This window comes from Algoriphagus iocasae, from assembly GCF_014206875.1.
Classification (GTDB): domain Bacteria; phylum Bacteroidota; class Bacteroidia; order Cytophagales; family Cyclobacteriaceae; genus Algoriphagus; species Algoriphagus iocasae.
This window is the reverse complement of the sequence record NZ_JACIJO010000003.1, coordinates 423,870-445,217: the sequence shown is the minus strand read 5'-3', so window position 1 is coordinate 445,217 and position 21,348 is coordinate 423,870. Positions and strand designations below refer to the sequence as shown.

General features: G+C 43.2%; 27 protein-coding genes. 2 read left to right on the top strand and 25 right to left on the bottom strand.

Going from position 1 to position 21,348, the window contains the following annotated elements:
- Both FHS59_RS16205 and FHS59_RS16200 read left to right on the top strand, forming a co-directional pair.
- Positions 1-1,236 carry a nucleotidyltransferase domain-containing protein gene (locus FHS59_RS16205; RefSeq protein ID WP_184496429.1) on the top strand — a complete coding sequence of 412 codons (1,236 nt, stop codon included), beginning with the start codon at positions 1-3 and terminating at the stop codon, positions 1,234-1,236.
- Entirely contained in the window at positions 1,217-1,684 is a 468-nt protein-coding gene (locus tag FHS59_RS16200; RefSeq protein ID WP_221444523.1) for a hypothetical protein, read from the top strand. Before FHS59_RS16205 ends, FHS59_RS16200 begins: the two co-directional genes overlap by 20 nt.
- Positions 1,685-1,729: 45 nt before the next feature.
- On the opposite strand, the gene FHS59_RS16195 is transcribed toward FHS59_RS16200, so the two are convergent.
- The 25 genes from FHS59_RS16195 to FHS59_RS16075 all read right to left on the bottom strand — a co-directional run bounded on the left by FHS59_RS16195 (position 1,730) and on the right by FHS59_RS16075 (position 21,331).
- Positions 1,730-1,951 carry a hypothetical protein gene (locus tag FHS59_RS16195; protein ID WP_184496428.1) on the bottom strand — a complete coding sequence of 74 codons (222 nt, stop codon included), beginning with the start codon at positions 1,949-1,951 and terminating at the stop codon, positions 1,730-1,732.
- 248 nt (positions 1,952-2,199) lie between these two features.
- Positions 2,200-2,694, bottom strand: a complete 495-nt coding sequence (locus tag FHS59_RS16190; RefSeq protein ID WP_184496427.1) for a hypothetical protein — start codon at positions 2,692-2,694, stop codon at positions 2,200-2,202.
- Positions 2,695-2,782: 88 nt separating this feature from the next.
- Positions 2,783-3,532, bottom strand: a complete 750-nt coding sequence (locus FHS59_RS16185; protein WP_184496426.1) for a hypothetical protein — start codon at positions 3,530-3,532, stop codon at positions 2,783-2,785.
- Positions 3,533-3,571: 39 nt separating this feature from the next.
- Positions 3,572-4,237: a hypothetical protein gene (locus FHS59_RS16180; RefSeq protein ID WP_184496425.1), complete on the bottom strand. Its 666-nt coding sequence runs from the start codon at positions 4,235-4,237 to the stop codon at positions 3,572-3,574.
- Entirely contained in the window at positions 4,215-5,141 is a 927-nt protein-coding gene (locus tag FHS59_RS16175; protein WP_184496424.1) for a DUF4099 domain-containing protein, read from the bottom strand. Before FHS59_RS16175 ends, FHS59_RS16180 begins: the two co-directional genes overlap by 23 nt.
- A 10-nt stretch (positions 5,142-5,151) precedes the next feature.
- Positions 5,152-5,781 (bottom strand): M23 family metallopeptidase, encoded by a 630-nt coding sequence (locus tag FHS59_RS16170; protein ID WP_184496423.1) that lies wholly within the window; start codon positions 5,779-5,781, stop codon positions 5,152-5,154.
- A 3-nt stretch (positions 5,782-5,784) separates the two neighbouring features.
- Entirely contained in the window at positions 5,785-7,776 is a 1,992-nt protein-coding gene (locus FHS59_RS16165) for a type IV secretory system conjugative DNA transfer family protein (RefSeq protein WP_184496422.1), read from the bottom strand.
- A 32-nt stretch (positions 7,777-7,808) separates the two neighbouring features.
- On the bottom strand, positions 7,809-8,645 hold the full coding sequence (traN, locus tag FHS59_RS16160) for a conjugative transposon protein TraN (protein WP_184496421.1): 837 nt from the start codon (positions 8,643-8,645) through the stop codon (positions 7,809-7,811).
- Positions 8,646-8,651: 6 nt separating this feature from the next.
- Positions 8,652-9,875 (bottom strand): conjugative transposon protein TraM, encoded by a 1,224-nt coding sequence (gene traM, locus FHS59_RS16155; protein WP_184496420.1) that lies wholly within the window; start codon positions 9,873-9,875, stop codon positions 8,652-8,654.
- Entirely contained in the window at positions 9,865-10,296 is a 432-nt protein-coding gene (locus tag FHS59_RS16150; protein WP_184496419.1) for a hypothetical protein, read from the bottom strand. Before FHS59_RS16150 ends, traM begins: the two co-directional genes overlap by 11 nt.
- Positions 10,274-10,882 (bottom strand): conjugative transposon protein TraK, encoded by a 609-nt coding sequence (gene traK, locus FHS59_RS16145; RefSeq protein WP_144605577.1) that lies wholly within the window; start codon positions 10,880-10,882, stop codon positions 10,274-10,276. Before traK ends, FHS59_RS16150 begins: the two co-directional genes overlap by 23 nt.
- Before the next feature lie 2 nt (positions 10,883-10,884).
- Positions 10,885-12,039: a plasmid transfer protein gene (locus FHS59_RS16140; protein ID WP_184496418.1), complete on the bottom strand. Its 1,155-nt coding sequence runs from the start codon at positions 12,037-12,039 to the stop codon at positions 10,885-10,887.
- Positions 12,036-12,818, bottom strand: coding sequence for a hypothetical protein (locus tag FHS59_RS16135; protein WP_184496417.1), 783 nt, complete (start codon positions 12,816-12,818; stop codon positions 12,036-12,038). The genes FHS59_RS16140 and FHS59_RS16135 overlap by 4 nt, the downstream gene beginning before the upstream one ends.
- Positions 12,815-13,477, bottom strand: coding sequence for a hypothetical protein (locus FHS59_RS16130; protein ID WP_184496416.1), 663 nt, complete (start codon positions 13,475-13,477; stop codon positions 12,815-12,817). Before FHS59_RS16130 ends, FHS59_RS16135 begins: the two co-directional genes overlap by 4 nt.
- Positions 13,474-14,127: a hypothetical protein gene (locus tag FHS59_RS16125; protein ID WP_103923812.1), complete on the bottom strand. Its 654-nt coding sequence runs from the start codon at positions 14,125-14,127 to the stop codon at positions 13,474-13,476. The genes FHS59_RS16130 and FHS59_RS16125 overlap by 4 nt, the downstream gene beginning before the upstream one ends.
- On the bottom strand, positions 14,124-14,786 hold the full coding sequence (locus tag FHS59_RS16120) for a hypothetical protein (protein WP_103923811.1): 663 nt from the start codon (positions 14,784-14,786) through the stop codon (positions 14,124-14,126). The genes FHS59_RS16125 and FHS59_RS16120 overlap by 4 nt, the downstream gene beginning before the upstream one ends.
- An 11-nt stretch (positions 14,787-14,797) precedes the next feature.
- The gene (locus tag FHS59_RS16115; protein ID WP_103923810.1) at positions 14,798-17,290 is read right to left on the bottom strand and encodes a TraG family conjugative transposon ATPase; all 2,493 of its coding nucleotides are present in this window, start codon (positions 17,288-17,290) and stop codon (positions 14,798-14,800) included.
- 2 nt (positions 17,291-17,292) lie between these two features.
- Positions 17,293-17,574 carry a DUF4133 domain-containing protein gene (locus FHS59_RS16110; protein ID WP_077353341.1) on the bottom strand — a complete coding sequence of 94 codons (282 nt, stop codon included), beginning with the start codon at positions 17,572-17,574 and terminating at the stop codon, positions 17,293-17,295.
- Positions 17,574-17,879, bottom strand: coding sequence for a DUF4134 domain-containing protein (locus FHS59_RS16105; RefSeq protein ID WP_103923809.1), 306 nt, complete (start codon positions 17,877-17,879; stop codon positions 17,574-17,576). The genes FHS59_RS16110 and FHS59_RS16105 overlap by 1 nt, the downstream gene beginning before the upstream one ends.
- A 56-nt stretch (positions 17,880-17,935) precedes the next feature.
- Positions 17,936-18,265, bottom strand: coding sequence for a DUF4134 family protein (locus FHS59_RS16100; protein ID WP_103923808.1), 330 nt, complete (start codon positions 18,263-18,265; stop codon positions 17,936-17,938).
- Positions 18,262-18,654, bottom strand: coding sequence for a hypothetical protein (locus FHS59_RS16095; RefSeq protein WP_103923807.1), 393 nt, complete (start codon positions 18,652-18,654; stop codon positions 18,262-18,264). The genes FHS59_RS16100 and FHS59_RS16095 overlap by 4 nt, the downstream gene beginning before the upstream one ends.
- Before the next feature lie 2 nt (positions 18,655-18,656).
- The gene (locus FHS59_RS16090; protein ID WP_103923806.1) at positions 18,657-19,001 is read right to left on the bottom strand and encodes a hypothetical protein; all 345 of its coding nucleotides are present in this window, start codon (positions 18,999-19,001) and stop codon (positions 18,657-18,659) included.
- A 2-nt stretch (positions 19,002-19,003) separates the two neighbouring features.
- The gene (locus FHS59_RS16085) at positions 19,004-19,657 is read right to left on the bottom strand and encodes a ParA family protein (protein ID WP_246388494.1); all 654 of its coding nucleotides are present in this window, start codon (positions 19,655-19,657) and stop codon (positions 19,004-19,006) included.
- A complete protein-coding gene (locus FHS59_RS16080) occupies positions 19,641-20,969 on the bottom strand; it encodes a relaxase/mobilization nuclease domain-containing protein (RefSeq protein WP_103923805.1) in 1,329 nt (442 codons plus the stop codon). Before FHS59_RS16080 ends, FHS59_RS16085 begins: the two co-directional genes overlap by 17 nt.
- Entirely contained in the window at positions 20,966-21,331 is a 366-nt protein-coding gene (locus FHS59_RS16075) for a plasmid mobilization protein (RefSeq protein ID WP_103923804.1), read from the bottom strand. Before FHS59_RS16075 ends, FHS59_RS16080 begins: the two co-directional genes overlap by 4 nt.
- Positions 21,332-21,348: the final 17 nt, after the last annotated feature.

Genomic DNA, 21,348 nt, shown 5'->3' with positions numbered 1-21,348 from the left:
ATGCTAACACAGGAACAAAAACAACAATTCAGTGAAATCCTAGAGGAGCTAGGACAAACACTAGATATAAGCAAAGGCCAATATGAAACCGCCGTGCGAAGCTACATGGCAGTCGGTAACCAACTTTCCAAGGAAGGCTCTGTTCTAGCTCCTTATAAACCGGAAATTCTTCCGCAAGGATCTTTTTTACTGGGAACCATGATTCAGCCAGTAAATGAAAATGATGACTTAGACATCGATCTCGTTTGTAAACTGACAGGAAAGCAACCATCATGGACCCAGTACAATTTGAAACAAAAGGTAGGTGACCAACTGAAAGAAAATGAGGTTTACCGAAAAATGCTGAAAAAAGAAGGTCGAAGATGTTGGACGTTGGAATATTCTGATTCTGCCAATTATCATATGGATATTTTACCGTCCATAGTTGATTCAGGTTACCAAACAATTTTGGAAATGGCATTTTCATCTAATGATTTGACTGATTTGAATAAACTGGTCATTCGGATAACCGACAAAAATAGGGATGATTACTTTTTTGAAAATAATCATAAGCTATGGCTCAAATGCAACCCTTTTGGCTACGGCAAGTGGTTCTCCGTTCAGGCCTCTTTAGATTTAACTAAACGAATTACTCTAGGTGAATCGATTAAGCCAGTTCCCCAATATCAAAAGGATAAATTGCCTTTACAGCGAGTAGTACAAATCCTTAAAAGACATCGCGATCTAATGTTCAATGGTGATGAGGACAAACCAATTTCAATTATCATAACGACTTTGGCCGCAAGAGCTTATCAGAAGGAGACTTCCATTTTAGAAGCGTTATTGAATGTCATAGAACGCATGCATTTGTTTATTCTAGAAAAATTTGACCCAGAATCCGGCAAAATGATAAAATGGATAGGTAATCCCGTGAATGCAGAAGAAAATTTTGCCGATAAATGGAAAGAGGCTCCCAAGAAGCAAATTAACTTTTACAAATGGTTGGAAGCAGTCAAAGCAGATGTTAGAAACGCTCTTAACCAAAAAGATAAAGGTCTTCATTCAGTTATGGAATCTTTGAAATCCCCATTTGGAGAAAAATCTGTATCTCTAGCATTTGCTAACTACGGGGAAAAGCAATTGCAATTGAGGAAGGCGGGAGGACTAAAAATGGCGGGGATCACTGGTATGATAGGCTCAGTAGGGAAAACATCAATCACTCAACACACAAATTTCGGTGCGAAAAAGGACCAATAAACCTATTCCGTTATTTCAACAGGAAGCAGCGCTGAAGTCATTTTTCCCTGATTCAAAAATCAGCCGTAAATCCGATTCTGAAATTACGTGGACACATACCGTAAAACCGACTCCATTAAGTGCTGCCTATACTCTTCTTTTACATTATAAAAAGACAGATGGAGCAAAAGTATATGTAGTTTCTCCTAAGCCCCTAAGGTTAGCAGAAGGAAAAGACAGACTTCCGCATGTTTACAATCAAGCGGAACAGCGTCTTTGCCTTTACTTTCCAATTACCAATGAATGGAATCCTTCAATGTTGTACGTTAAAACCCTAATTCCATGGGCTTGCGAATGGCTTATGCATTATGAAATTTGGGTTGGCACTGGAGAATGGAAAGGGGGAGGAATTGAACATGATGAAGAAAATAATGAAGAGGAAGAGGAAAAGGAAGAACGAGAAAACTAGAAGCTCTCAGTTTACAGTAAAAACAAAAGCCCTTTCGGGCTTTTCTCAAGATTCATGCGAATCCGGTTCTTTGACGGAAACGTAAACCGTGTGGGTTTTTCCGTACTGATCAGGTTCTTTTAGCTTGGCGACATTGAACTTGACGAAGGTTTCTCCTTCATATTTGAAGGTGTGGTTTTGAAGCTCAGCCATATTCAGGCTCACTTCCACAATGTTCCTATTTTCGACTTGCTTTCCTTTACCGATGTACTTTTTTGAGAATGCCATAGTATTTTGGTTTTAGTTAAAATTTATGCAGGTCATTTAGGATGGCCGGGAAAGTGCGGAAAAATTAGAATTTAAAAACTGGGAGGCAGTCCGTAGGAAACCCTGTTTTTAGGGAATTCTGCTGAAAGCCCCAATTTTTTGAAATCGACAGGCCGTTCGACCTTTGTGCATACAATTGGATAAAACCGGAATAGGGCATGTAAATATTTCGAGGGTAAGGCAAGATGAAAAGACGGAATTAGCCAGAATCAATTGAGAGTAATCTCCTCAGTAAGTGCAACAGAAACCTCTCCGGGAGGCAAACCTTCAAATTCGAATTGTCGATAGACTTCCCCATCGGCCAAAACATTCACGGTAGCTGAAAGTGGCTGGAAAGAATCATCGGTTTCTCCTCCCAAGTGAACGGCATTAAAAACTAAGCCCAGGCTATGGATCGGGGCTGAGGAAGTGGCTGAAATGGTTGGGACTTCAGGCTCAAAAGAAAGCGTGTAGGTATTGCCTTGTTCGATCACTTGAGTCCAATTGAGCTCAGTCGGCTGATCTAGCACCGGAGCGACAAAAGTAGATGTGCCGCTCAGCATACTGTGAACCGAAAACGTCACCAGATAGTCAGCGTAATCACCATCCATTTCAACTTCGATGGTTACCGATTTTTCAACAAGTTTTGGAGTCTCATGCTCAGAAGAACAGCTATAAGAAAAAACAACTACAGCGAGTACTAACAGGTAATTCAGATTTCTCATATCATAAAATGGTTTAGTTTAAAGATTAAGAATTGACAAAAGCAAAAGATGATTGATGAGTAAGCCAAGGGATTTTTAACTTGGCCCCTCACCTACCCAATTCCTGAGACAGTGAAGGTAAAACGTCCAATTTCTTGAAATCCATGTCATAAAACTGGATTTTCTTATTCTCCGGATCGACTTCGATCATCACGGAGTGTCCGGTTTCCAAAGTAGCCATTTGGGTATTTCCCCGGCCTAAACTGGAAATAAGCATCTCCCTTTCCTGAGCATTTACCAGCTCCTTGATTGGAAATCTGCTCAGTTCAGGTTCCAGGTTGAAGCCATAATCAGGATAGAACTTTTTGTAGGAGAAATTCCCCTGCTCATTCAGCTTTTCAAAATCCAGTTTGATCCAGATGGACTCAATCTTTTCTCCTGAGCCTTCCTTCACCTGACCAACTTCACCCGAAGTCAATAGCTTATTATCCATTTGCCTATTTAGAATAGCTTTTTTATGGATAGATGCCCCTCTAAGCAAATTATAGGCTTCCTTTGCTGTCACGTCATTTCCCTTTCCATACGAAAATGTATTCTGGATCTGATCGTTGAGGGTGACTTTTACGCTATCCAAAAAATAATGGTAGGGCTTTGAAGATCTCGAGAAATTCAGCTCATAATTAACCTTGTCCCTTCCCTGGCTTCCATCCTTTTGCCTCGAATTAAAATCGGCAGAAACTCCGATTTTAAAGAACTCCTGTCGCTCAGAAACTTTAGCTTCAAGTGCAGCATTTAACGAAGTGCCAAAGCCAAGGAATTTCAGGTTCTTTTTAAGGAATTCAAGATTATTATTCTCCATAATTTTGATTGACAAGAGTTTAAATATAGCAAAACCATATTAATTGAGACCTTTCCAATGCAGTTGGTTTAGCTGATAAAAGGACTCAACTCCCTTTTGCTTAGGCTTAAATGTTCGGACGGTTTGAATGATCGCTTGGGAGATGCAGTAGGTTCGAAGTGAAAAAGTGAAAATCGATTCCTTCGAGATTTTATTCCTCTTTTGGTTTTTAAGCTGAACACAATCATCAGACAAATAATAACCGCAGTTCCGATCATAAACCAGATCCTGAACCTTGCAATCCATTACCCTTCCCAAAATCGAAGTGCTGAAAACCGTATTGATCTTGGCGTTTTTTGAAATCTTCTTGAAAGCTTGGGTCATCAAGCTCAAGTCAAACTCAGCCCCAATGATCAAAAAGCCAGCCTCATCAAATGAAATTCTGGCTTTGAACTGATTGGCAAAACAGATCAGGGAAGCATAGGAATCGGAGACAAAAATTGACCGAGAATCTTCTGAAAGATTAAGGACAGAAATCCCTCTGGAAGCCTGCTTATTCCGGTAAAGGCTCAGGATTTCAGCATCCACTTCCCCGCCTTGCCCACCAAAGAAGTCAAAAACGATCTGGCCCGTTTGATCCTGATGGGCAAACTTTGAAAACAGGCCTTGGATAGCCTTATCCACTCCTTTGTAACTCAAAATATCAAAGGTCTCTGTCGAAGCCATTGTCTTGTTCGAAGCGTTTTCTTGGGTTCTTTCCCTCTTCCGTATCGATGCTGTTTAGCCGTTTGATGGCATTGATATCGAATTCATCCCTAACGGCTTTTGGAAGTGAGGAATCTGCCGAAATTTTGGAATATTCTTCTTTGATGTTGTTCAAGTCACGGATTGCATCTCTGTCTTTTGGGTTTCTAGCGATTCGGCGCTCTACTTGTTTTTGAACCTCCTTGATTGCTTGAAGGTATCCTTCGCTATACGCTTTATCCTCCTGACTTTCCTTTCCGACTAATTTCTGAACCCCGGTAATCAGCAGGTAGGACAAGCCTCCATCCAACAAAACCGAAACTACTAACCCGGACTTATTTGATCTAAGGCCTTTTGGAGCAGATGGCGAAAGTTGAAACGCTGTTCCATCTGCCAACAGCACCGTTTCCCCTTCCTTGTATTTCTTCTTTTGCTGTGGATCAAGCGCTTGCCCATTGACCGATTGAGGGGCTTTGATGTCTCGAGGATTGTAGGAGAGAAATTGTTTGGTTTGCTGATCGTACTCGATGATTTCGGTCTGAATGTTACCTTCTTTGTCCACATAGCTTTTCTTGATGTTGGCCAATTCTTTCTGGACCAGCTGATTACGCTCAAGGTCATTCAAATTGGGATGTCGGTTCGGTTCCCTATAAACCGGATCTATCCGCAAGGCAGGATTCCCATCTTCTCCCCTTACTATGGAAAGTCTAGCCGGTAATTTTTCGATGAAAATATCCTTCCCTTTCAGGTCGGTCAATTCCACGATATCGGTCATTCCGCCATTCTTCAGGGCGTTGACATCTTTTTGAGGAATGGTAAATTTTCCGTTCTTGATGACTCCAAAAATCTCCAGATCCTTCATCGGTAATCCATTTTGGCTTTGCATGATGTTTGCTTTATGGTTTTGATAAATAAGTGATTGCCTCTTCTTTAGTCGATAGTCTTGAAATCAATTGAATGAATAAGACTGGATTTACATATTCATTTCGCTTTTTGATGCTCAGGTGCAGATGATCCCCAGTAGCTTTTCCCGTACTTCCCGAAATACCCAATATTGAACCTGGTAAGACATGCTCTCCCTTTGTCACAAAGGACTGTGAAAGGTGACCGTAAATCGACTCATACTTGCCGTGTTGGACTTTGACAAAAATTCCCAAAAGCGGATCGTTGCCCACCGAGACTACAGTTCCATGCAGCATGGAAAGAACATTGGAACGCTTGGTTTTAAGATCGATTCCCCGATGAAATTTCGTTTCTCCGGAAAATGGATCGGATCGGTAGCCAAACTCTGAAGTCAGAAAAAAATCCTCCAAGGGAAGGGATGCCAACAATAGCTCCTCCCCATGTTCCACGGCTAGTTCCTGTTGGGACAAAGGAGGAATTTCAGACCCTTTCGCTTCTTGCTTGAATTCAGCGGACTTGATCACGTTCACTGAAGTCATTTCCTTTCGAAATTCAATGGAATTGAATTGAGGAAATGCCTGGTGAGCAAAAAGAAGAAGTATGATCGATAGGTTCCTTTGCATGATTTAATCTATCACTGCCATTTCCCGGTGCTTTTCAATAATCTCAGTAACCTGTCGGTGGATTTTTTCAAAGTGCTTGGTCAGGATCTCCTCTTTCCTGCCTTGGAAATCATAGAATTTCGGAGTGCTTCGATAGGAGTTTTCCTCCTGCTTGATCTCTCTCATATCCAAATTGACTCTACAATGAACATTGGATGTTTTGTATTTCCCGTCAAAATGAGTCCCTTCCGTTGCAATAATTCCTGCAATTTCCCCGGTGTGCATGGAGGCTATTTTTCCAGCAGGAATCAGTGGATCATATCGCTCACTATATGAAATCGAGGTTTTGTCCCGATCAATCGAAACACTCTGCCCCAATTGCTTTCGCTTTCCAAACATCATCTCCAACCAAGACAGCGTGTCCTTATGGCGAACGGAACCACAAAGGACATTTCCGATCACCGAGGTCATAGTCGATGCTGTATCTTTTCCCTGAAGCTGGTTTAACTGGGGCAGTTCCTGCAGGCCGAGCAAAACCGCTACTTTATTGCTCCGGGCAGTAGAAATCAGGTTTTCGATTTTATGGATGTAAAAAGTAGGCGCTTCGTCCGCTATTAAAGCGGTTGGCAAATTCCCTTTGGTATTAATCAATCGAGTCAGCCGGTTGATGATCACCGAATAGCAGGTGCCTGTGATGCTCTGCGTTTCAGTACTATTGGCAAGAACCAGAATGGAAGGAGAATTGGGATCCGAGATTTTGAGGTCGAAATCATCCCCGCTGAAGACCCAAGCTGTTTCTTTGGTATTCAGTCTGGAAAGGAAAATCTTCAGAGTGCCGACCTGCCCTTCAAGCTGTTTGTAAACCTTCTTTTCAAAGGCACTTCGGAAGGGAGATACCATGGATCTGAGTTCGGGATATTTGGTCAGACAGTTAAAAATATCCTCGTAGTCCCTGTTGAGAAAATCCAGCACATGGGCGAAGGTGGAATATTTACCCTCTTCATATCGAGACACAAAAAAGATACAGGCAGAAAGAAAGTTGATTGCGGATTGCTCGAAAAACTTATCTGCTCCTCCTGTGGAATCGGATTTTTGAAGGGATTGGAAAATAGCTTCAGCGGTTTCAGAAGCATTGGCGACCGTCTTCAAATACCTTCTGTTGATCGGATTGATCCTCCTGGAATATTCTACCTCATCCAGATTGATTACATGAAATTTGAACTTGGGGTTTTTCTTTTTGTCCTGAGCTTTCAGATAGTGGAAGTAGGCAATCTGAGCCAAATCTGGAAACTTAAAATCGTAAAGACACATCGTAAATCCCTTGCCAATCATCTGTCTGATAAAAGGGTTGATCACCCCAAATGACTTCCCGGAACCCGGGGTTCCGATCACAAAAGTCCCTCGGAATGGATTGACCAAGTTGATCCATCCCTTTCGGACTTTCCCCTTGAAATAGAACTTCATGGGAATGTTGACCGAATAGGGATTTTCGATTTTTTTGGTGTCTTGCATGAAGGACTCCCCTTCGATATTCCATTCATCTTTTCCCAGTCCCGACTTGATCAGTTTCGACACATTGTCCAAGGAGGTATGGATCAAAACAGAACCTATAAATAATGACAGGCTGTACCCCAAGTCTTGGATGGAAGTGAAGTTCATCACCAAAAAGGAATCTTCCAGGGTGTAGAGATAGATCGAACCAAAGAACAGAATCAAGCCAATGGCCAAAGGGAAAATGATCTGATTTCTCGGGTTTAAATTCAGGTTCTTTCTAGAAACTGTCCCGATGGCGGAAAGGCAAATGGCTATCAAAATGGCTACTTTGCCAAGAAGCACATTACTATAGATCTTTAGATTTTGCAGCTTTTCGACAAGAGGAAAAAGAAACCTTCCCACCCCATCCATTGCCAACAACTGTGGGGCATAGACAAACATCAGAATGTCCATAAACACCATCAGGTAAACAATGAATTGAAAGGTTGCGTGAAGGCTTTTTAATTCTCTTTTCTCATTCATAGCAAAGGCTCAGTTGAAGGGAAAAATCATTTTTAAAGTGTGTCTGCCGCTAAAAGGTCTGCGTACTTGACCTCCAAAGAGAGCGTTCTTCCACTGATTTGGGATTCCGAAAGCTCGATGGTGAACACCTTGGAATTGGGGAAGGTGAACTTTTTGAACGCGTAGATATTGCGGTATTTCTTCTCAAAGCTCTTGGGGGTGAAAAGCTGGTATTCCGGCTCTATCTCAATGGATTGGACGTTAGTTGCTTTGACGATTCGTTTGTCCTCGATCTTAAATCTCAATTGGTCCAGGTCAAATTTGAGATTGGTCTTGTTGGTAAAGGAGATGTCCAAAAAGATGTAATCGTCTACCGTGTAAATCCTGTTCACCTGACCGGAAATCCCATACTGGCTGCTTTTGGTGATCTTGTCCTTCTTTTTCCTTTTAAATGCCTCTATCGAAAAATAACGAAGTTCTTGGTCGCTCATGGGGATTTTACCAACCTCCAAGGGACTGGTGTGGATAGGAAGAATTTCGATTTGAGTTTTCAGCTGTCGCTCATCATGGGCATACCATAAATCATACTGCGCGATGAATTTCTGCCCGACAATGGTAACCACTCCCAAAGACTTATTGTATCCATTAAGGTTGGAAACACTGTCACGGATTGCCTTTACCCGAAAAACACTCTCCAAAGGAATATCCCCGATCATATTGTCGGTCGAGATATCCACGTATTGGATGGGTTCGGGGGAAAGAAAGTGAAGGGAGATTTCCTCGTCGATATAGATTTTGGGAAGTTGGCTTTTCAGTAGCGTACCGTTCTGCTGTGCATAGGCCGAAACGGATATCGCCCAAAGGATAAGGGTTATAATCTTTTGTCTCATGGTAGGTCAGTTTTGGTTTTGGATCATTTTTCCATTTTCCTGCAATTCATTGGTATCGATCAAATAAACAGAAGTCCCATATTTGATATTGGCCTTGTTCTTTTTGATGGATTTGGAAACAGCCTGGGAAGTTGAGGTGAACATTCGTTGGAGAGCAGACATGTACAGTTGACTCAAAGCATCTGAGTTTTGCTGCATGGTCAGATTCATTCCCCCGGTAGTATTTCCTCCGAGTTCTTTGGAAAATTCCCGAAAGGCACTGGCCGGGACATACAAACCCTCCATGCCATCCACGTCATAGATGGAGAGTTTAATCGGGAAAATTTGGTCATTGATCATGACCGAGGAAATGGTCAGCTTCACCCGCTGAGCTTCATATCCGGAAATCAATGCATAGAGATAAGTCCCTTTGCCCACAATGGCATTTCCGATCAGTATATCATCCAAAAGTCGGATTCTCAATCTTGCCCCAAGGGTACCGCTCTTGATATCCTGGTCAATGATTGCCTCGATGAACTTTCCCTCTTTTTCTCTGGTGACGGTATTGAATAAAGTAGCGGTCCCCTCTGACTTCTGAACCCTATAAACTGCGTTTTCGGTCACATTTGCTACGGGTTTACTCTCCTTTTCTTTTTGCTGTAGCTCTTGATAAGCCGGATCATTCGCTTTGGAAATGGAGTCTATCACAGCCATCTGCGCTTTGAAAAGATCCATGGGATCTTCGTATCTGTTGGCGGGAACTTGGGTCTTTTTTCCTTCCAGCTGATTGATGGCATTCAGCAATTCTTCATCTTCCTTGGAAAAGCTTTGCTGTCTGGAAGGTGTTGGTATAACAGATGGAAAACCATTTGTCACATCGGGTTTTCCCGAATAGAGGCCTGCACCTTTTAAAGCGTTGTCTATGGAATCCAGCAGCCGTTTTTCCTCCTCATTATAAAGTGTTTTGATTTGGCTGGATTCTTCCACCTCGAGTTCCAAGCCTTTGATTGCCGTGTATCCATCATTTGCCCTTTTATAGGTTTCTCTTGATGCGTCCAGTTTGGAGTCAAGCGGTTTTTTCTGGATCTGTTCCGACACTTTACCGATCTCAGATTGGATTCCACTGAGGCCATGAACAGGTTCATCCGGACTGTCTTTGCTGAAGGATTTATACCCATAAAACAGCAAACACAAAAACGGGAGCATGATAATCGGCAGAATGTATTTGGGTTGTTTGAAGTCAATTTTCATGGGAGTGGTTGTTAAAGTATTGCAGTTGCTCAATTGCTTTTTCCAGATAGGCGGAATCGGTCTTTGAAATGGAATCCTGAGCGATAATCCGTTCGATTTCAGCTTTTAACTCTGCCATTTTCGCAGCCCTTAGGGTCAAATCCTGCAATGCTGAAAATTCGCCTGACAGCTCTCCCGGGATGGCCTTTAGCTCTTTTTTGAAATTGTTAGTCTGATTCTCCGAGTCAGGCTTCAGCACAAAAAAGGTCAGGATGAAAGACGCTACGATGAGAAGGAGCATGCCACAAAAAATGATTTTGGCATGACGATCCATCAAGCCTTTCATCTGGCCATTTACCCCAACCAGGTGAGGATAAAGCTCATTTTTCAGCTCTTGGAAAATGGTAGTTTCCCGATCCTTAGAAGGTGTTTTTCGAAACATTGCTCAGATCTTTATTTTCAATGGTTTTCCAATTCGTGATCAATACCCCGTGGCTGTTATTTTCACTTCTCGGGATATCGATCAATTCACCTTCAGTGATGATCGATCGGGTGATTGTGGCACTCCTTCGATCTATCTTTTGCTTACCGTAATACCGGAATCTATTCTGATCCAGGACAATGGAATCCGTCTGGATGGAAAGCACAGAACTTGAAGAAAGAATGGAATTGAAGTAGCCCTTTTCTTTCAGGTTATTGTATTGGCCGACTCCTGTCTCATCCACGAAATACATGGCCCTGCTCATCTGATATTCGATGTGCTTATCATCGGGAGTCAGGTTGAAAAAAAGGCTATGGAATAAGTCCACGGCTGCTTTGTACTCAGCTGGCCTATTCATTTGCATATTGGCCTGCTTGGCCAAAATGGGAATATCATTATCCAGGATATAAATGGACTGCCTAGCATTGGCTACCTGTTTATAAGCGTAAACCGAAACAAATCCACAGATAATGATTGAGGTAAGCAGGCTTCCCAAGGATAGAACCGTTGCCAATCTGATTTTGGATTCAATATTTTGGATGATCATGGTTAGATTAGTTTAGCTCTGGAAATTGATTTTGAAGCAGAGGATCCCATCCTTCCGGCGGTGGTTGCTGCCGAGGAGATTCCTGAAGTGGAAATGATCCAAGTGGAAATCGAGGGCACAGTAGTAATGGCAATGGCGCTGACAAAGAATGCTACAATCACCAGCCCGAAACTCAAAAAACCATTGGATGCCAGCCAAGCCATTTTTTCAAGTCGATCCGCTCCCCCACCGGTTGAAAGCAAGTACTCGTACTTGTCAATTTCGACCTCCAAGGCGTATTGCTGAAGTCTTCCTGTGATGTAGAGAATCAAATAGGCTATTCCTACATAGAGGTTAACCGAAACGAACCTGGCTATCCAAGTCGTGAACGCATCCCGAAAAGCTGGAAGAATACTCACTACCACTGAAAAAGGTCCGAGTATCACCAAGACTGTCGAGTAGATGATCTGCAACATGAAAATGATATAGACACACACTCTCAGAATCCATATGGCCACCAATTCGATGATTTGGGTAGCGAGAAGCTGAAGGCTGGTTTGCATCCTGATTCGCATTTGGACAATAGGAGCTAGAATCTGATCGGAGAAAAATCCTTTCACCCCATCCACAATCACCGTCCCCAAATCCTTATCGGATTCCTGCGCCTGTTCCGATGCCATCTCCGTCACTGCCTGATATTCCACTAGCTGATCGGCCATCTCGATCATGTAGGCGGCGCGGTCAAGCCGCAACCCATTATTGATATCGTTTTGGGTCCCGAAAAGCGCTTCCGTTTTGGCTGCGATCAAATCGGTGGGAAAAGCGATGATCTGACAGAAAATTGGCCACCACATCAGAAGAATCACCAAAGCAAATGGTCTCAGGAGGGGCATGATTTCAAGCTTTTTGTCCCCAGCCATCATTTCGTAGCACTTCAGACTGAAAAAAATCAGCATGAAAATACAGGCCAAGGTCTGAGCATCTCTCATGAAAGGATCTGAGTGAGCAAAGCCATAATCCCTCATTTCTTCAAAGAAGGTCATCACTCCCCGGTCGTAAATGCTGTTTCCCTGCAAATAGCTTATGGTCTCCTTGTACTGGTCATGGTTAGCCGATTGTGCAAATCCGGAGATGGATACCCCAAGGAAAATTGAAAGTCCTGTGATCAGCTTTTTCATTTTAGGACTTGGGTTTGGTTAGCAATCTTCTTGGCTCTTTCCTCTTCGCTATTTGGATCTGAAAGGATAATTTCCCCGCTGATTTTTCGCTGATTGAGCTTTCGGAAGGCAAGCATATTGGAAGACATATCCAGCTTGTATTGCCACTTTTTAAGGACATCTCTCATTTCAAGCATGATTCTGTGATACATCAGAATCCGTTGCCCCCTTTCCATATCCAGGCTCTTGGCAAACTCATATCGTTCTGAAAGCGACGCCATGTTGTTTAAATACCATTGGTATGCCCCATGATCAATCATGTACTGTATTACTTCTGGCGAAACGCCCTGAAAAGCTGAAGCTTCAGGATTTTCCAAAGGATTCAGCTCTCGCTTATAGTAGAATTGGTAAAGCGGATCTGTTGATGAAAAAGCACCTGAAATGCGGGCCATCTCCGCTGCTGCCAAGTTTTTGACCGTATCTGAGTGCTGCTTATAGTAGTTGGATGAAATCTGCATGGCCGCTGCCAATCCCAGTCTTTGAGTTTGTTCTCCCCTTGAAGACAAAGGCCTTTTGTCGAGATCAGGGTAAGTGGGATGCAAGCCCCAGGTGATATACCAAATCGGATTCGTTGGGATTCCGAGGAATCTTTTGGGTTCGGGATAGAATTTATCTTCATCCCATTGCTTAAAGACCATGCGTTCCTGCTGAGCGACAATCGCTCTATCATGGAAGGGAGTCTGTCCGTAGCTGTGAATACAAACAGAAAAAAGGATCAAAAACGAAAGAGTATGCTTCATCGGGTAAGGATTTTCTGTTTGATGATGATTTCATTGATCAATCCCAAATCACGATTGATATAAGCTTGGAAGGGATTGAGAGATCGGATTATCCCATTGGTCTTGGCCCAATAGATGCTGTTCTTTGCTGCCAGTACCAAGGCAAGAATTACCTGTAATTCCTTCTGAACCGAATCGAGAAGCTCATCCCGGACATTGTAATTCATCAAGAGATTATCGCCTTCTTTGAGAATCAGGGAAGAAAGTTCCATGGCCAGATTGAGACTTCGTTTTTTCGCCTGAGCCGTGTATTCTTCCACAAAAAGAAAAAGGATGGGATTATCGCCCGCCAACTGGAATGCCTCTGCGGAAATGGAACTGATATCCAAGACCGTCTCAGCGATCATCCTTACCTGAATTGCATCTTTGAGGCCCTCATTGATCTGGGTCAGAGAGTTGACAATCATGGTTTGAACCAGTGCCAGGCTGGATGAATTGAGAATGATATCATCAGTGTTTTGCCTGATGATATCCAAAGTTTGGTGATACCCTATTTCACTGACATTTCGTACAGCAGCGTTGGCATTGACTATCGAAAAATGCTCTTTGTCAAATACCACGGTCTGGGGATAAGATTCAACAGCCACGAAACACATGAAAAGAAAAAGGAGATTTTTCATCGGATTAGGGTTTTGGCGTTTTGAATGATTTCTTCTACCAAGGCCATTTCCGTTGCTACATACTGTAGGTAAGGATTGATTCCTCTCTTCCTTTCGAGATAGTGCTGAAGTGATTTGGAAACGGTGTAGGAAAGTCCGTTGATCTCCCTCAGCTCGTCCAGAATATGTTGGAAAAGGATTCTTCTTTCCGAAACTTTCATCTGGTTGACCACTCCGATACTTGCCGAAAGGCCAAAGAGATAATTCAAAAGTGAATAGGATCTTTCGACGAAAACCCGTTCCGACTCTACCGCAAAAAGTACTAATTCCGGATTTTGGCTACAGTAGAAAACGATTTGCTGCTGGTTATCAATAATGGAATTGACCAAGGGCTCAGCCGCAGCACCAATTCCAAAAGCATCGATGACAATGGAGAGTTTGGCAAATCGGTCCTGGACGGCTCGGTATTTCTCCTTTACAGACTTGACCAAATTGGTATTGACCTCCTCGTTGACCGAGTTCCTTCCCTGATTTCCTTTTGCCTCTTTTTGAAGGTTATATTCAGACTTGGATTCCTCGACTAGCTGGTGGAGAAGGGCCACATTGGTTTGAGCAAAACTCATCCCAAGGGTTGCCAAAAAAACGAAGGGTAAAAGCCAAAAAGATTTCATGGTTGGAGGGTTTTGGCTTTTCTGGCTATATCCTGCGCAAGCTGGATATCTACGTTGATGTACCCTTGAAAAGGATTTAGAGCCCTCACAAATCCTTTCATCTGAGCAAAATACATGGCTCGATACATGCCATAAGAGTAGGATCGCAGGATGACCATCTCAGTCAAAATCTGATTGATCAGTTTTGACCGCTCACCTGCATCCATGAGATTGTTTTCTCCTCCCTTCAACACAAATGAACTGACCTCCAAGGCCAAAGAAGTTGCCCTTTGCTGAAATAGGGTAGCATTCCGTTCGGCAAACAGGAGTAAAGCGGGATTCTCTCCGGCTAAGTCCATCACCTGGCTAAGGTCACTTGAAATCCCGGTGGCTATTCGAGCGATTTCCTGCACATTGGAAAGGTTGGTCAAAATCGAACTGACCTCAGAAAGTCCTTTGTAGATTTTGTCCTGCATCGTATTGACAATGGTCAGGTTTCCGGTAATCGCCAGCTGTCCCCGTTCAATCAAAGTCAATCGTTCATTAGTGGCATTCAGCTGAGAATTGATGACCGCAGAATGTGCCGCCGTTGCTCCTGCTACCGCTGGATCCACATAGATAGTTTGCCCTAAGGCAGATCCCGAGAGGATCAGAAATACCAGTATGTTCAAGCTTTTCATCTTTGTAATGGTTAAAAAGTGGCAGTTAGTGTTTCTCTTACCGGGGCCCCTTGCTTGTTGACCTCTCCAAAAAACTCATGGAGTGAAAGCTCAGAAGCCTTAAAATCCTCGACAAAAGCGTCCAGTCCCATTTGGTACCCTCTAAAGGCTTGGATATAGATTTCGATGGCTGATTTTTCTGGCTTTTCCGTGGTATAGGTCAGGTATTGGTACAAGGACACTTCCACCCCATACACCTCACCGGCAGATCCTCTTCGGATATATACTTCCTTGAATCTTCCCCTGCCCTCATGATTATCCAGCTGATTGATCGTGAAGATCTTTTTCCTTTCATTTTCATTGATGGAAAGCAGGGAGGCGATTTGAGAATAATTGTCTTTGAATTTTGTCTGATCCAAAAGACAGATCGTATCCGAATTATTGATAATACTGTCTTTGACTACCGCATTTCCGATGATATCTCCCAGCTCTTGGGTTACCACTATGGCTTCCCCCCAGAATTTTCGGACTGTTTTATAGAGGTATAGAATGTAGCCTGCCATGAGCGGGGAGGCTATGGCCTTCCAAGCTTCTTCGATGATGAGTGCCTTCCGGTATTTGGTTCGGAACCTCATTTTCTGGATGAAAACATCCATGATAATGAGTGTCACAATCGGGAAAAGCACCTTGTGCTCTTTGATGCTGTCAATTTCAAAAACCACAAAAGATTCGGTAAACAAGGACTGGTCAACTTCCTCATTGAGTAGGTTTTCAAACTCACCTCCCTTGTAAAACTTCTTGAGTACAAAGCGGAATTCTTCAAGTTCAAATCCAATGCTTTCACGCTCTTTGATTTCTGGGATTTTCTCCAGGGCGAATTCATAAAAGCTGTTGAAGCAAAGCCGATCGATAGTGCTTTCCTTGGAGAAAAAAGAGGAATAGTAGGCCGAGATCGTATTGGAAATAACATCGGCTTCAACCTGAGAGACTGTTCCTTCCGCTGTCTTCCACAAGAGGGAAATCAGGGTCAGGAGATAGTCTTTCTTCTCGATGTTGTACTCTTCTTCAGTAATGGAAAAAGGGTTGGTGGTTATTGGCTTTTCCTCGGTGTAAGTGATGTATTTCCCTTGGTAGTATTGGCAAAGTCCGGAATACGAGTGGCCGGTATCGACAATGACTACATCCATCAGCCACTTAGGATTGGGCCGCTTATTCCACATGCAATACTGCTCGATCAGGGCATTCATAAAGAATGATTTCCCCGAACCGGAAGGCCCCAGTACAAACTTGTTTCGATTGTTGATCCGATTGGTTTGCATCGGCAAATCAGCGGGATCAATCTTCAAAGGGATTCCCTGTCGATCCGTAAATCGGATTTGGAATCCACTTATCTCATCCTTGTTCAGTGACTCCTTCAAGAAAAAACATAATGCAGCATCCGATGTGGTCAGGAAGTAATCGTAAACTTTCAACTCAGCGGTATTGCAGGGAAGCAGTGTCCTGAAAAGCTCCAGTTGGTTATAGGAATTTTTATTGGCCACAATGCCCTGTTGGAAAAGGGAGGATTCCACATAATTACAAGCTCCTTGGATGTGCTCCTTCTTGGCAGAAACAACCACATTGAAGTGGCAATTGACCAAAAGCTGGTTATGTCTGGCCACGTCTTCCAATAGCCTGTCGATATCTTCCACACAGATATTATTGGCTGGATCGGGTATCCCGGAATGCCGCTTTCGCTTCAATTCAAGCTTGGTAAGCGTTGATCTCTGCTCAATAATTTCAATGACCTGGTTATAAACTATGGTTTGGAAATTAGGGACATCGAAAAGGAAGGCCATATTATCAACAGGAAACCCTTTGAGGCTATCCTTATCGTTACGCTCCAAATGGGTGGTCACCTTTTCCGGTAGTTCTACTTTGTCGGTATCTACCAAAGTGATCGACCGAAAAGCTCTTTCTCCGCTTTCCACTTGGCTTTCTTCAGCAAGCAGGTTGTCCAGCACAATCTTTTCCTCGTGGAAGTTCATGCTGAGAATCCGTTTCACATATCGGTCAGTCTCAATTCTTGAGAGTGCCTCTGTCTTGATTCCTGCACGTTCAAAAAGGTCGGTCACCTTTCCCAGTGTCTGAATAAAGTCCATTACTGACTTTTGACTGTATCTGCCTTTTACCCGTTTGGTAATCACCAAAAATGTCTTCATTGAAGTATAGGGCCGCCCCTGGAAATGGTCATCATACTTTTGCTGTAGGTATTCTTTTGAGGATTTTTCGCTGTAGGTCTTTCTGGAAAAAATGTCCTGCTTTTGGATCAGATGCCCTTCACCAAGTATTTTGATCAGGTTGGTGTATAGCTGATGAAAGGAATCGTACTTGGAAGAATCCGCTGAATATTGCAGGACAGGATTGTCCAATCCAAGGATGACACCATAGTCACCCTTCAGATTGAATAGACAATGAAAACCATGGATCTGATCTTCAATCCCCAGATAGGGAAGCTTAAATTCATTCCTTTTTTTCCCAAACATGATTACTTTGATTTTAAGGATGTAGCGATCTGAAATACCCCTTTATACCTTGTTTTGCTATGCAGGCCTTTTTTCTGTTGCTGAGAGGTGATGAAAAGTCCGGTAGTCATGACTGATAGGGTAATCACCCCACCTAAAACCATACTGGTTAAGCTTCCGATTAATCCTCCTGAGACGACCGCGATAACTAAAGAAGCGACTCCCCATCCGATGTATTTTCCCTGAAAGCCCCGATATATAAGAGGCTTCTGAAGCCCCTTATATATCGGAAATTGCTTAGCCATCAGACACCGAAAAACGCTTTGATGATCACACTGACCAAGACCAAAAACAGGCAGGAGCCGCCCCATCCCATCAATTCTTTATTGATGTCTTGATCACCGGAATTCCATTTGATGTAAACTCTTACGCCTCCTATCAGCCCTACTACCGCCCCAATAACAAGACAGAGACTGGCTACGGGATCCACATAGGCGAGTAGAGACGATTCTGCTGCGACAATTCCCTGAACACCTTGGGCTCTGGCGGCTGTAGTTGCAAGCATCACAAACAATGCGCTTGAGATCATTTTTTTGGTTCTGTTGAACATGGTTTTCATAGTTTATTGAGAAAATATTGACTGTTGATTTTGCTTTTTTTGGGGTGTCAAATCAGTGGGACAGCATACAGTCCGCTGAGAAAAAAGCCAATAGTGGCCAAGAATAGGCAGGCTCCGAACCAACTGATGACCTGAACATCGATCTGATGTCTTCCCATTTGCCAGTTGTTGTAAACCCGAAGACCGCCAAGCAATCCTGAGACTGCGCCCACGACAAATGAGAGTCTGGAAATAGCGACATAGAAACTTTTCATATCGGTCTCGACCTCCTGAAATTTTGAAACTCCCGGAGGGGATTGGCCATAAGTCTCCGATCCCGACAAAAAGAATAAGAGGGAAAGGAGAGCACATAGGAATAGCCGATGAAGGAGCTTCATGAGAACACGACTTTCTTTTTCATTTCAATACTGCCTTCCTTGGCGAGTACAAAGAGGGAATTGAGCGTAGTCACCCCTCCTGTAGATTTGACTGGGCTGGGATCATTGATTTCAAATTCGATATCTTCTGAATCCTCCTCGCTGTTGACCCATACTTCCGTCTGGGAAGCAGATTCTGTCTTGGGCTTCACAGGATCAGGCACCGGGTCATTATCCTCAATCACCGTTGGACTTTCATCAAACTCATTGAGGTCCGTCTGGAATGTGTAGGCATTCCCTGCCGACACTTCTGAAAGTTGTGGTTTGCGCAAAACATCGAAGACGACATTTACCGCATAGTACACCACATAGAAAAGGGATAGGTATAGAAAGAAGTCTGTCCAGCTCATGGCTATAGTTTTTGTATGGATTGTTTGATTTCATTGACCAGTTCTGGATTATTTTCCAGAAAGTCCCAGCACAGGAAATTCACGAAGGAGGTCACGTCCACTCCAAAAGTGGGACTGATTAGCTTCAGTACTTCCTCCGTTCGAGCGTCCATCCGAATCAGCCTTTTGGAATCTCCGTTTACTTCAAAATTCTTGATGGCCTCTATCAGCTCATGGATTCCTTGGCTTCCGATCTTGTCAGTCTCATTACTTTTAGACTTTACCAAAGGCTTTACCTCAGGTTCAGGCAATACCAATTCTGACCTTACTCCTTGGACAAGTTTGCTTATGTAGTCCCCGTTTGCCATGGCTAATCTGCTTCTATATGGTCATCAAATAATTTGTTGAAAATGGGATCCAGGATAGGCACAAGCGATTCCGGAGTGTAGGAGGTAGTGAGTCTTTGGAAGTCTATCCGATCCGATACCGGGGAGGTCAATTCACCAAACTGGCCAAGTGCCTGATTGACGCTCTCCAAGGTTTCGTATTTGACTGATGTTTTGACTCTGTTGGGGATTAGGATAATCCGGCTTTCAGGATTCACCTTTTTGACCACGTAGCAAAATTCAAACGTGCTGGTGACGCTGTATTCATCGTAGCAAAAAGGGCAGATGATCAATTCAGACTCCTTGAGTACCGGCACCAGGTTGTCGTCATCCATTCTCCCAGCAAGATCAATCACGGTGAGAATTTTAGGATCTTGAGCAGCTCTTTTCTGGATAGACTTGAATCCTGGAATATTCGATAGCTCAACTTCATACAACTTCTCATTTTCTAAGAGGTCCGAATTGAGATACTTGTTGTAAAGTGACTGTTGAAAGTCCATATCAAAGACTTTCACCTTTCTTTTCCTTTTCTGGACGGCAAAATTTGAAAACAGCACCGCGAGCGTACTTTTTCCCACTCCACCTTTTTGGTTTGCGAATAGAATGATCATGGCTATCTTTTTATCTAGTGATTTCATTGTCTCCCTTGCGCTTTTTGCTTCTTTTCCTACCGTGCACAGCTTCATCATCGATGTCATTGGCGATTTGGAGTACAAGAACCAGGTCAAAAATCTCTTGACTCTGTATGGCTCTATGGGCTTCGCTATCTTGGAAGTATTGACTTAATGCCAGCTGCTGCTCGGCAGAAAGAATGTCACTGGCAGCGATATCTCCTTGGGCTGTTTTCAGGTAAGAATTCCCATCTCTATTCTCCAACTTCAAAGCGTGGTGTTCCAAGCCTTGCCGAACTGTCGAGAAATCATTGAGAGCAGATTGGAGCCTTACTTTTGCCTCGATCAAATCGATCGGCTTATCCTTGTTCGGTTTCTGGGATTGATAGGATTTACGTTCACCTTCCTGTTCAAAAAATCGCTGGATTGGGAATACTTCAATGCCTTTAAAAATGATCTTATTGGCATGGTCAATCAGGGAATAACCATAAGGCCTTTTTCCATCTTTGCCATGGAATACGAGCTGAACCCCAAATTTATCCCGTATAAAATCACCTAGATCCGATCGATACCCGGTTTGGTTTCCTTTTTTACCGCCGGGTTTAGGTTCAAATAGACAAGTGAGCTTAGTTTGGTAGACCTTGGAATATCTATCCAAAATCGCTTTCAGCTGTTTTGCTCGATCCTTATCCAATTGATAGGATTGGATCTTTTGGTTGAATTCTGAAACAGGAATCTGACCTTGAACTGAACCATATTTGATCAATTCTATCTGCTCACCTTTTTCCCTCACCTTGAATCCCAAGTTTTCGAGGATTAAGAATCCTTGGGCTTTGGTACTGAAGCGAAACTCCATCAAGCTATCCGCAGCTTTCACTGCTTCATGCTTGGGATTGAGTCTCATGATCTCATTGATTGCTTCTTGTGCCCTTAGCTTCTCAAATGAATCACTGATCTTTTTGCCATCCCGATCAATTCTCGATGACACAATATGAACGTGGTTATTTGCCGTATCCTTGTGAAAAACGATCAGGAAAGGGTTATTCCCATAGCCCATTTTATCTATCCATTCATGGGCGATTTCTGTCAGCTCTTCTTTGGAATACTCCCTGCCCTTGCAGCTGATCATGGCATGAAACTGCTTGTCCTTGACGAGTGCATTTCTGTTCGAATGAGTTATCAGGTAATTTTTCACCTCATTCGGCCCCACATCCTTGGTGTCCTGCAAATACCCAAAATTCCGGAGCCTAGTCAGCTCTCCCTTTTCATTTTGGGTTTTGTTCGTGTTGTAGGTCACCCCATTAAATGAACTTGCGCTGGAAAGGATTTTAACTCTCATTTGATTGCCTGATAAATCTGTTTCAAAAACTTGTTCATGAAGTCCCTATGCTCAAGATGCTTGGCCATCTGTTTGGTGTGATTCAGAAAAATCTCCGGGGAAATTTTGTCTCGATACGTATTGGCATGCTTGGCCAACTGGTTGATATTATTGTTAACCCTAGCCTGTTCGGCAACCACCTTATCAATTGCATTTAGGATTCCCTTGGTGTCAATGATCTTGATCGTTTCAGAGCTAAGCTTCATTCTGATCAAGTGACTCAAAGACACACCAAGGGACCTACTTTCCTCCTTCAATCGGGTAAAAACATCCGGCTTTAACCTGACAGATACCCAAGAGAGATTTTCTCTTTTCTCCTTCATGGCTACATGTTGATGGG